This is a genomic window from Streptomyces durbertensis (genome assembly GCF_014156695.1).
In the GTDB taxonomy this organism is placed as follows: Bacteria; Actinomycetota; Actinomycetes; order Streptomycetales; family Streptomycetaceae; genus Streptomyces; species Streptomyces durbertensis.
On sequence record NZ_WMLF01000709.1, the window covers coordinates 1 to 1,641 of the forward strand.

The 1,641-nt window shown below is 77.5% G+C and carries 2 protein-coding genes; both read left to right on the forward strand.

Annotated features, from left to right (window positions below; genetic code table 11):
* Positions 1-1,364 (forward strand): AAA family ATPase (locus tag GL263_RS26130; protein ID WP_182858205.1); only part of this gene is annotated, 1,364 nt, incomplete at its 5' end.
* A partial coding sequence (locus GL263_RS26135; RefSeq protein WP_182858206.1) for a nucleotide pyrophosphohydrolase occupies positions 1,361-1,641 on the forward strand: 281 nt, incomplete at its 3' end. The genes GL263_RS26130 and GL263_RS26135, both read left to right, overlap by 4 nt.

Genomic DNA, 1,641 nt, shown 5'->3' on the forward strand with positions numbered 1-1,641 from the left:
CCGCCGGCCCCCGCCCGGCCGTCACCGAGCTGCGGATCTCCGCCTTCCGGGGCGTACGCGGGCTGCGGCTGCCGCTGGGGCCGCTGACCCTCCTCAGCGGCCCCAGCGGCAGCGGCAAGTCGACGGTGATCGAGGCCTACGAGGTGCTGGCGCGCCTGGCGTCCGGCGAGCGCCTGCGCGAGGTGTTCGGCACGGCCCCCGGCGGCCCGCGGGCCTTCGTCCCGCAGCAGGCCCTCCCGGACGCGCTCGGGCGCCGCGGCTTCCGCCTCGGCTGCACGGTCACCGGGCCGGCCGGCGAGGTGCGCCTCGACCTCGCCGTCCAGGCCGAACCGAGCCTGCGGGTGGTCGGCGAACGACTCGCCGACCAGCGCCGCGTCCTGTTGGCGACCGCCCTGCGCGATCCGGGCCGCCCCGTCGTCCAGGCCGAGTGGCACACCGCCGGCGTCAACGCCGTCACCCGCGCCCCGCTGCCCGACGACCAGCTGTGCACGTCGCTGCTGCCGCTGCGGGTCGCCGGCACCACACAGGGCCAGCGGCAGGTGCTCGCCGCCGCCGAGCAGGTGGTGCTCGCCCTGCGCTCGGCGTTCCTCTGCGACCCCCGCCCGGAGACGATGCGGGAGACCGTCGCCGCCGGCGACGAGACGCTGCGCGGCTCCTGCGACAACCTCGCCGCGGTACTGCGCAGGCTGCGCGCCGAGTCCCCCGAACTCCACGCCGAACTGGTGGAGGCCGTCAGCGCCGGCTGCGCCGCCGGACCGCTGCGCGACCTCCGGGCGGAGGGCTGCCCGGGCCCGGAGGGCGGCATGATCCGGGCGGTCGCCGAACGCGCCGACGGCCGCCGGGTCCCCGTCGAGTGGTTCGCCGACGGCGAGTTGCGCCACGCGGCACTCGCACTGGTCCTGCTGTTCGGCACCCACGCCTGCCACGCCCGCGCCCCACGCGAGGTGCCGCCGGGCCAGCAGACCCTGATGGTGCTCGCCGACGGACTGGACCGCGCCCTGGACGACCGCCAGAACGACGCGCTGCTGGCGCTCGCCGCCCGGCGCTGCGGGCAGGGCCGCGTCCGGCTGCTGGGCACCGTCACCGACGCGGAACGCGCCGCCGGGGTGCCGGGCGTCGATCTGGTCAGGCTCGGCGGAGAGCGTCGCACCCGCACCTCCGCGCCCGCCGCCGACCCCGGCCGCCCGACGGACGGCGCCGCCCCGGCCGTCCCCCACTCCCGGGAGGGCGGCGGGCGCACGGAGGCGGAGGCCGAGCGGGTCGTCGCCCAGCCCGACCGGCGGGCCACCGCGCCGCTGCTCGACTCCGAACAGCCCGGGCCCCTCGGCCCGCACGCTTCGGACAGTGGTAGACCTGGGGCATGAGCAGCAGCGCCATCCGGCCCGGTCACGGCCCCCGGCCCGACGTCGACGCCCTCCAGAAGCGGCTGGCCGACTTCGCCGCCGCCCGTGACTGGGGCCCCTACCACACCCCGAAGAACCTCGTCGCCGCGCTGAGCGTGGAAGCCGGGGAACTGGTGGAGATCTTCCAGTGGCTCACCCCGGAGGAGTCCCAGCGGGTGATGGACGACCCGGACCAGGCCCACCGGGTCGAGGACGAGGTCGCCGACGTGCTGGCGTATCTGCTGCAACTCTGCGGAGT